We start from the raw sequence: 9,029 nt of genomic DNA on the forward strand, positions 1-9,029 counted from the left end.
TGATGCGGTAGAGCGGCGGCTGCGCAAGGTACACGTAGCCGTTCTCGATGAGCGGCCGCATGTAGCGGAACAGCAGGGTCATGAGCAGCGTGGTGATGTGCTGGCCGTCGACGTCCGCATCGGCCATGAGGACGATCTTGTGGTACCGCAGCTTCGCGATGTCGAAGTCCTCGCCGATGCCCGTGCCGAACGCCGTGATCATCGACTGGATCTCGGCGTTGCCGAGGGCCTTGTCCAGGCGCGCCCGCTCGACGTTGAGGATCTTGCCGCGGAGCGGGAGGATCGCCTGCGTCTTGGGGTTGCGGCCGCGCTTTGCGGAACCACCGGCCGAGTCACCCTCGACGAGGTAGACCTCGCACTCGGAGGGATCCTTGGATGAGCAGTCCGAGAGCTTCCCTGGCATGCCGAAGGACTCGAGCGGGCTCTTGCGGCGAGCGTTGTCGCGGGCCTTGCGGGCCGCCATGCGAGCCTGCGAAGCCTGGATCGCCTTGCGGATGATGTCCCGGGCCGGTCCCGGATTGCGCTCGAACCAATCCCCGAGCTGATCGGTGACGACGCGCTGGACGAAGCCCTTCGCCTCGGAGTTGCCGAGCTTGGTCTTCGTCTGGCCCTCGAACTGCGGCTCGGCGAGCTTGATGCTGATGACGGCGGTCAGGCCCTCGCGGACGTCGTCGCCCGTGAGGTTGTCCTCCTTTTCCTTGAGGATGCCCTTCTCGCGCGCGTAGCGGTTCACGAGGGACGTCATCGCCGCGCGGAAGCCTTCCTCGTGCGTGCCGCCCTCGTGGGTGTTGATCGTGTTCGCGTAGGTGTGCACCGACTCGGCGTACGCGGTGGTCCACTGCATCGCGACCTCGAGGGCCATCCGACGCTCGGTGTCCGTGCTGTCGAACGCGATGACCTCTTCGTGGATCACCTCGATCTTCTTCGAGGAGTTGAGGTGCTGGACATAGTCGAGGAGGCCGTCGTCGTACTTGTAGTCGACGGTTCGCGGCTCCGGAGCGTGCTCCGCCTCGTCCGCGAGCTCCTCCTCGTCGACCTGCGCCGTGCGCTCGTCGGTGAGGGTGATGCGCAGGCCCTTGTTGAGGAAGGCCATCTGCTGGAAGCGTGCCCTGAGCGTCTCGAAGTCGAATTCGACGCTGTCGAAGATCGACGGGTCCGGGTAGAACGTCTGGATCGTGCCGGTCGCGTCCGTCGCCTCGCCCTGCTCGAGGCCACCCACGGGGTGCCCGCCGTCGCGGAACGACATCCTCCATACGTGGCCCTGCCGGCGCACTTCGGTGTCGACCCGCGTGGAAAGCGCGTTGACAACCGAGATGCCGACGCCGTGCAGGCCGCCCGAGACGGTATACCCGCCGCCGCCGAACTTGCCGCCGGCGTGGAGGATCGTCATGACGACCTCGACGGTCGGCTTGCCCTCTGTCGGGTGGATGTCCACCGGAATGCCGCGCCCGTTGTCCTCCACGCGGACGCCGCCGTCGCGCTGCAGAGTCACCTTGATGTGGTCGCAGTACCCCGCGAGGGCCTCGTCGACCGAGTTGTCGACCACTTCGTACACGAGGTGATGGAGGCCGCGGGGACCAGTCGATCCGATGTACATGCCAGGGCGTTTGCGGACGGCTTCGAGGCCCTCGAGCACTGTGATGCTGCTCGCCCCGTATTCCCTTGGAGCATCCGGCGGGTTGGTCCCAGGCTCGCTCGACGCGTTCGCTGCGCTCTCGTCAGACACAGGCGGTCTCGACCCCTCTTTTGGTAGGCAGGCTTAACGTGTCAATTCTACCGGGTCAGCCGCGCAATCCCGGACACGCGCGGCCTGTCGGTGCCCATGGGAAGCCTTTAGGGGCCGAAATGGCGGCTCCTCAGGCCGCCGACCAAGGGGGAGTGTGCCTCCCGGGCCACGAGAGGCACAGACCGGGATTTCCGGCTCCCGCTGTCAAGAGGCTGGCCCGATTTATCCGTAGGTGTCGCGGGGCCCGCGGCCGCGGACGTGCCGGACTCCCTTTCGCCAGCTCGGGGCCGCTGGGCCGATGACCTGCAGCGTACGGACGACGTCGGGCCCCAGCTCCCGGGAGAACCGGTCCAGGAGCGCCGCGCTGAGCAGGCGGAGCTGGGTCGCCCACGCCGTCGAATCGCATCTCACGCGCAAAGTCGTGTCCTCGAAGCTTTCGGGAGTGCAGTGCGATGCGACCTCCGGGCCCACGAGGTCCGGCCACCGGGCCATGACCGAGCCGATGGCGACGGGGGAGGACCAGCCGCGCTCGGCGACCATGCGCTTGACGACGCTGCCGAGGCCGAGCGGGTCGCGGCCGCCGTAGCCCGGCTCGCCCCTGCGGATGGCGCCGCGCCGCGCTCCAGCAGGGCCGGATCCCGTCGGGGCAAGCGAGCCAGTGGTCCGAGTGCGCACCTCGCCTCTGGCTTCGGCCGCCTGCCGGACCCGGTTGAGGGCCGCTTGGGCCGCATCGACCTCGGGCTGGTCTGCTTCGGCCATCAGGAGCCCCCGCTGCCGGTACGCAAGGCACCCGAGCCTGCGGCGTCGTCGCCCCCCTCGATCCCGCCGGGGACGACGCGGACCCGACGGCCGGAAAGCTCGGCCGGTATGTCGGCGTCGACGGCCGCGGTGACGATGACCTGCTCCGCCCCTGCGACGATTGCGGCGAGGCGTGTTCGGCGCGCGACGTCGAGTTCGGCGAATACGTCGTCGAGGATGAGGACGGGCTCGTCGCCTTCGACGGTCGAATCGTCGAGCATCACGTAGTAGGACGCGAGCCGCAGGGCGAGCGCGAACGACCACGTCTCGCCGTGCGAGGCGAAGCCCTTCGCCGGGGCCTGGCCGAGCAGGAGCTCGAGCTCATCGCGGTGCGGCCCCACGAGCGAGAGGCCCCGTTCGAGTTCGCTCGGCCTCGCTGCCGCAAGCGCCGAGAGGTAGCGGGCGGCGATCTCCTCGACGGGCAGCGTCTCAAGTCCCGCGCCTGCCGAAGCGGACGACGGCGGGTTGACGCTTCCGAGGGTGCCGGGCGGAGCTTCGGCCTCATCATCGGGCACGAAACCCTCAATGGACGAGCGGTAGGCGAGCTGTGCGGCCTTCGATCCGTCGGTCAGCTGGGCGTACGCTGTCGCGACGTGGGGCCGGAGGCGTTCGACGAGGGCGAGCCGCGCGGCAAGCAGTTCCGCGCCGACCTTCGCGAGGTGCTGATCCCAGACATCCAGCGTCGACTCGACAGTGGCTCCCTGCGCGTCGGGAATCCGGCTGCCACGGGAACGAGACGTGCGCACCGACTTGAGGAGGGCGTTGCGCTGCTTCAGGACCCGCTCGTAGTCGGAGCGCGTCCCGGCGTGACGTGGCGCGAGCACCGTGAGCAGCTCGTCCAGGAAACGGCGGCGGGCCGACGGATCGCCCTTGACGAGTGCGAGGTCCTCGGGCGCGAACAGGACCGTCCGGGCTATCCCGAGCAGCTCCCGTGCGCGGCGGGGTGCCCCCCGGTTGATCCTGGCCCGGTTCGCCTTTCCGGGATTGATCTCGAGCTCGAGCTGGGAGCGCTGTGCCCCCCGCACGAATCCCGCCCGCACGATCGCCTGACCTGCGCCGAAACGCACGAGCGGGGCGTCCGAGGAAACCCGGTGGGAAGAGAGTGTGGAGAGCAGGCCGAGGGCCTCCACGACATTCGTCTTGCCGACTCCGTTGGGGCCCACGAGGACAGTCGGCCCCGGCTCGAGGGTGAGGTCGAGCTGCGGATAGCTCCGGAAATCCGTGAGCGAAAGCCGTTCGACGTACACCGGGGCGAGACCGTCCTTTCCCCGACCCTGCTACTTGGCGGGACGGGTCGCGTGGCCACCGAACTGGTGGCGGAGCGCGGAGACCATCTTCATGGCGGGCGAGCTGTCCTCCCGCGACTCGAACCGGGCGAACAGGGCGGCGGTGATCGCCGGCGCGGGAATGGCGTTGGCGATGGCCTCCTCCACGGTCCACCGCCCCTCGCCCGAATCCTCGACGTAGTCGTCGATGTTGTCGAGTCCCGGATCCTCCTCGAGCGCCTTGACCAGGAGGTCGAGGAGCCACGAACGGACGACGGTGCCCTTCTGCCACGCGCGGAAGGTGCCCGGGAGGTCTGTGATGATGTCCTTCGCGGCCAGCAGCTGGTAGCCCTCAGCGTAGGACTGCATGAGGCCGTACTCGATGCCGTTGTGGACCATCTTGGCGTAGTGGCCTGCGCCGATCCCGCCGACGTGGACGAAGCTGTCGGCTCGCTCGCCCTCGGGACGCAGCGCGTCGAAGATCGGCATGGCCGCTTCGACGTCTTCCGCTTCGCCACCGGCCATGAGCCCGTAGCCATTCTGCAGGCCCCAGACGCCGCCGGACACGCCGCAGTCGACGAAACGGATCCCCTTGCCCTTGAGCTCGGCAGCGTGCCGCTGGTCCTCGGTGAAGCGCGAGTTGCCGCCGTCGATCACGAGATCGCCAGCTGAGAGCTTCTCGCCGAGTTCGGTGATGACGGCGTCCGTGACCGGGCCAGCCGGGACCATGACCCAGATGACGCGTGGAGCCGGCAGCGCCGCGACCAGCTCGTCGATGGATGCGACGTCGGCGACATCCTGGTTCCGGTCATAGCCCGTGACCTCGAGACCAGCGCGCCGCGCCCGTTCCCGCATGTTGAAGCCCATTTTGCCGAGGCCGATCAATCCAAAATGCATGGTGTTCCTTTCGACGAGGCGTGGTGGGCACAGGGCCTTGGAAAGTGCGGAGTCGAGGCCTGCAGGCGAAGGCTGCTCAGTTCGGGAGCCGGACGGGCATGACGAGGTACCGGTAGCCGATCTCGTCGTCACCCTCGAGCTCTTTCTGCGCGGTGAGCATCGCAGGCTTCGGTGCGCTCGTGAACGAGAAGCGCACGTAGGGAGCCTCGATGACGCTCAAGCCCTCGATGAGGTAGTGCGGGTTGAAGGCGACCGTGATGTCCTCGCCGGTCAGCTGGGCCTCGAGTTCTTCAGACGCCTGGGCGTCCTCGCCGGTGCCGGCGTCAAGCGCTACGAGGCCGTCCGAGAACGCCAAGCGCACGGGGGTGTTGCGTTCGGCGACGAGGGAGACGCGGCGTACCGCTTCGACGAGTTCCTGCGTCGAGACGATCGCGTGGATAGGCGTGCTCTCCGGGAACAGTGAGCGGATCTTGGGGTAGTCGCCGTCGACGAGGAGCGAAGTGGTGGTGCGGCCGCCGCTTTCGAATCCGATGAGGCGGGAATCGTCATCGGCGAGGGCGATGTTGAGTTCACCCGAGCCTCCGAGGGTCTTTGCCACTTCGTTGAGCGTCTTTGCCTTCACGAGGGCACTCGTCGACACCGATGGGGACGCAGGCTTCCAGGGGATCTCGCGCAGCGCTAGCCGATACCGATCAGTTGCGAGGAGGGTGATGAGTTCGTCTTCGAACTCCATTCGGACGCCCGTGAGGATCGGCAGGGTGTCGTCCTTGCTAGCGGCGATGATCACCTGGGCGACCCCCCGGGCGAAGGCATCCCCTGAGACGGCGCCCGTCAGGGGCGGCAGACCGGGAAGCGGCGGGTACTCGGCCTCCGGCATGGTCGCAAGGTGGAACGAGCTACGTCGGCACGTGAGGGTGACCTTGGAGCCGTCGGTTTCGACGTCGACCGGTGCGGCCGGGAGGCTGCGGCAGATGTCCGCCAACAGGCGGCCGGAGACCAGGATGGTGCCTTCGGCCCCGATCTCCGCGGGAATCTCAAGCCGCGCCGAGGTTTCGTAATCGAAGCTGCTCAGGCTGACGACGCCGTCGTGCGCTTTGAGGAGCAGGCCGGAGAGGACGGGGACCGGAGGTCTCGGGGAGAGGGAACGTGCCGCCCAGCTCACTGCCTCGGTGAGGACATCCCGCTCGACTCGGAACTTCACGGAAGGGTTCCCGCCTTTCAACGATGGGTGAGTGGCCGCCCTGTGCGCACTGGGGACAGCTTAGCCGCAAGATCAGCGGCGCGTTCAACGGTGGTGGGTGCTTTGGGGGCTCCGATGGGCAGGGCGTGCGGGGGCCGGGTTCCTGTTATCTGGGGATCTCAGATTTTTTGGGATTCGTGGTGTTAATAACTGCTGTGGAAACTGTGGAAAACGGCCTTCTGCTCAGCGAAGACGCGGGTCCGGGCTGTTCACGAAGTGTTGAGGGCATGCGGACGGTGCCGTTGGGAGCTGTGGACGGTCAGATTCTTGTCATTTGCTCTCTCCACAGGCGGAGGGCGACTTTTAAGGCCATGCACCGGAGATGTGCACTTAACCTTCCACAGGGTTGTCCACAGGCGCCTGTTAATAAGGAATGACAGGAAAGCTGTTCGGGACCAAAGTCTCTGGACGGGGGCGAGAGTCAGACGCCCCGCTGAGCCTGCCGGATCTTGTTCGTGAGTTCCGTGACCTGATTGAAGATGGCCCGGCGTTCCGCCATCAGCTCCCGGATCTTCCGATCGGCGTGGATGACCGTGGTGTGGTCGCGACCGCCGAGGACCTGGCCGATCTTTGGAAGCGACATGTCCGTGAGCTCGCGGCAGAGGTACATCGCGATCTGGCGTGCTGTCACGAGAGTCCGCGTCCGCGACTTGCTGTTGAGCTCCTCGACCGTGAGCTTGAAGTAGGCCGCCGTCTCCTGGAGGATCTGGTCCGCGGTGATCTCGAGGGCGGAATCGTCCATGATCAGGTCCTTGAGGACCATCTCCGCGAGGGCGACATCGACCGGCTGCTTGTTGAGGCTCGCGAACGCTGTGACACGGATCAGCGCACCCTCGAGTTCCCGGATGTTCGATGCGATCCGCGAGGCGATGTACTCCAGCACATCGTCCGGTGCGTACAGGCCCTCGCTGTTCGCCTTCTTCCGGAGGATCGCGATGCGGGTTTCCAGGTCCGGGGGCTGGATGTCGGTGAGGAGTCCCCACTCGAAGCGGGACTTCATGCGGTCCTCGAAGCCGTGCAACGCCTTGGGCGGCTGGTCGGAGGTGATGACCACCTGCTTGTTGCTGTTGTGGAGGGCGTTGAACGTGTGGAAGAACTCTTCCATCGTCCCCGTACGGCCAGCGAGGAACTGGATGTCGTCGATGAGCAGGAGATCGACGTTGCGATAGGTCGCCTTGAAGCTTGTGCCCTCGTCGTCTCGGATCGAGTTGATGAAGTCGTTCGTGAACTCCTCCGAGTTCACGTAGCGCACCCGGATGCCGGTGTAGAGACGCCGTGCGTAGTGGCCGATCGCATGCAGGAGGTGCGTTTTGCCGAGGCCCGAATCGCCGTAGATGAAGAGCGGGTTGTAGGCCTTCGCGGGAGCTTCGGCGACGGCCACGGCCGCCGCATGGGCGAAGCGATTCGACGCGCCGATGACGAACGTGTCGAACGTGTACTTGGGGTTCAGCCGGCCGAACTCCTGGGAGGTGCTCGGCGGGGTCGGGGCCGGTCGCAGGTCCGGGACTGCTTCGGGCCGTTTCACGGGCTCGAAGATTTCCTCGCGCGCCGGCACCATCTCGGTGTCGACGTCGATCGCGCAGCGGACGTCGTCGGAGAAGACGAGGCGCAGTGCGGTGTCGAGCGGCTCCTTGAGCTGGGTCTGGAGGACTTCGCGGGTCAGCTCGTTGGGGACGGCGACGAGCAGGGTCGATCCGATCAGTCCTTGGGCCTGGGCGAGGACAACGAATCCGCGTTGCCGAGGCGTGACGCGGTCGTCTTCCTCGAGCAAGCGCACGACGCGCCGCCACGAGCTGCCGACCGTGTTGGCCTCGTTGGCCTCCTCAATGCCCATATGCCCTTCTTGCCGCTTTCTGCCGCTGATGGTCACCCCCTTTGTCCACATGGCTGTCCACATGCAGGAGGGGGGTGCATTGAGCAAGCCTAGAGTACGGAGAATCCAGATGAGAACTGGGGAGAGCGCCTCTGTGAATTACACTGGTGGAGTTCACCCTCCGTGCGGCGGCAGCTCGCTGTCCACAGGACCCGAGTGCGTTTCACCACAGCTGGGGATAAAGAACCGAGAGTTTGCTTCGAAGCCTCTTGCGGAGCCCAGCCGAGTGGCTCGACGGCAGGCCGGGCGATGCGTCAGTTTGACGGCCGCACCGCTCCTGCCCTAACGTCGTTAAGTCCTTTGTGTCTGTCTACTGTCCTTGTCGCATGCCCTCGGGCGCCGTCGGAAACCAGCTACCCGCTGGACCGGGGCGACCGGCATGAGGCGCGGCGGGGCGGCAGGCACCGCCTATACCGCGTCCGCCAGAGCCACCCGCGCCCCTTGGGCAGACGCCCCGGAACCACTGGAGTGACCACCGTGAGCAAGCGGACTTTTCAGCCGAACAACCGTCGTCGTGCCAAGAAGCACGGCTTCCGCCTTCGCATGCGCACCCGCGCCGGCCGCGCCATCCTGGCGGCCCGTCGCTCGAAGGGCCGCTCGGAACTCTCGGCCTGACGCCGGGACCGGCTCGGCCTCGGCAGTGACGCTGCTCTAGCGGTCAGGATGCTTCCCGCCCGGCATCGGGTGCGCACGAGCGCCGACTTCTCGCATACCGTACGTTCCGGCGTCCGACAAGGGCGCCGGAACGTCGTGCTGTATGCGGCCCTTTCGGACGACGGCGCTCCCTCGCGCTTCGGCTTCATCGTCTCCAAGGCGGTGGGGAACGCCGTCACGCGGAACCTCGTTAAGAGGAGGCTGAGGGAAGCTGCCGCAGAGACCCTGCGGGACAGGCCAACGGGTGTCGACGTCGTCGTGCGCGCCCTGCCCGCCGCGGCTTCCGCGGATTGGCCCACTCTTCGCGGCGACTACGCGTCCGCGTGGCGCGGGGCGCTGCGCCGGCTTGCGCCGGCACCCGAAGCTAGGGCTTCACATGACAGCGGAACGGAGGTTGGCTGATGGCTGCGGTGAGCGACGCCGCTGGCGCGCCTACGCCCTCCAAGCCTGCGCCCGCCGTCGGCCGCTTTCTCTGGGACCTGCCGAGAAACGTGCTGATTCTGCTGCTCACGGCGTACCGAGCCGTGGTTTCCCCCTTGTACGGGCAGGTGTGCCGGTTCTACCCATCCTGCTCGG

General features: G+C 66.9%; 9 protein-coding genes. 3 read left to right on the forward strand and 6 right to left on the reverse strand.

Annotated features, from left to right (window positions below; genetic code table 11):
- The 6 genes from V7053_RS16205 to dnaA form a co-directional block, all read right to left on the reverse strand.
- Window positions 1–1,726 (reverse strand): DNA topoisomerase subunit B (locus V7053_RS16205; protein ID WP_443022654.1); only part of this gene is annotated, 1,726 nt, incomplete at its 3' end.
- 222 nt (window positions 1,727–1,948) lie between these two features.
- Window positions 1,949–2,485 (reverse strand): DUF721 domain-containing protein, encoded by a 537-nt coding sequence (locus V7053_RS16210; protein WP_334173305.1) that lies wholly within the window; start codon window positions 2,483–2,485, stop codon window positions 1,949–1,951.
- Complete coding sequence (gene recF / locus V7053_RS16215; protein WP_334173306.1) at window positions 2,485–3,771, reverse strand: DNA replication/repair protein RecF; 1,287 nt, start codon at window positions 3,769–3,771, stop codon at window positions 2,485–2,487. The genes V7053_RS16210 and recF overlap by 1 nt, the downstream gene beginning before the upstream one ends.
- A gap of 30 nt (window positions 3,772–3,801) precedes the next feature.
- A complete protein-coding gene (gnd, locus tag V7053_RS16220; protein WP_334173307.1) occupies window positions 3,802–4,686 on the reverse strand; it encodes a phosphogluconate dehydrogenase (NAD(+)-dependent, decarboxylating) in 885 nt (294 codons plus the stop codon).
- 76 nt (window positions 4,687–4,762) lie between these two features.
- Window positions 4,763–5,887 (reverse strand): DNA polymerase III subunit beta, encoded by a 1,125-nt coding sequence (gene dnaN, locus V7053_RS16225; RefSeq protein WP_334173308.1) that lies wholly within the window; start codon window positions 5,885–5,887, stop codon window positions 4,763–4,765.
- A 460-nt stretch (window positions 5,888–6,347) separates the two neighbouring features.
- A complete protein-coding gene (dnaA, locus tag V7053_RS16230) occupies window positions 6,348–7,760 on the reverse strand; it encodes a chromosomal replication initiator protein DnaA (protein ID WP_334173309.1) in 1,413 nt (470 codons plus the stop codon).
- A gap of 516 nt (window positions 7,761–8,276) precedes the next feature.
- Here dnaA and rpmH point away from each other — a divergent pair.
- The 3 genes from rpmH to V7053_RS16245 all read left to right on the forward strand — a co-directional run.
- Entirely contained in the window at window positions 8,277–8,414 is a 138-nt protein-coding gene (rpmH, locus tag V7053_RS16235; RefSeq protein ID WP_005268235.1) for a 50S ribosomal protein L34, read from the forward strand.
- A gap of 48 nt (window positions 8,415–8,462) precedes the next feature.
- Window positions 8,463–8,855, forward strand: a complete 393-nt coding sequence (gene rnpA, locus V7053_RS16240) for a ribonuclease P protein component (RefSeq protein WP_334173310.1) — start codon at window positions 8,463–8,465, stop codon at window positions 8,853–8,855.
- Window positions 8,855–9,029, forward strand: a 175-nt coding sequence (locus tag V7053_RS16245; RefSeq protein ID WP_334173312.1) for a membrane protein insertion efficiency factor YidD, incomplete at its 3' end; no start/stop codon positions are given. The genes rnpA and V7053_RS16245, both read left to right, overlap by 1 nt.

This window comes from Sinomonas sp., from assembly GCF_036848755.1.
Lineage (GTDB): Bacteria > Actinomycetota > Actinomycetes > Actinomycetales > Micrococcaceae > Sinomonas.

Bases quoted from the DNA above. Each gene is read 5' to 3' on its own strand.
- V7053_RS16210 (WP_334173305.1), bottom strand. From the start codon at position 2,485: ATGGCCGAAGCAGACCAGCCCGAGGTCGATGCGGCCCAAGCGGCCCTC.
- gnd (WP_334173307.1), bottom strand. From the start codon at position 4,686: ATGCATTTTGGATTGATCGGCCTCGGCAAAATGGGCTTCAACATGCGG.
- dnaA (WP_334173309.1), bottom strand. From the start codon at position 7,760: ATGGGCATTGAGGAGGCCAACGAGGCCAACACGGTCGGCAGCTCGTGG.
- rnpA (WP_334173310.1), top strand. From the start codon at position 8,463: ATGCTTCCCGCCCGGCATCGGGTGCGCACGAGCGCCGACTTCTCGCAT.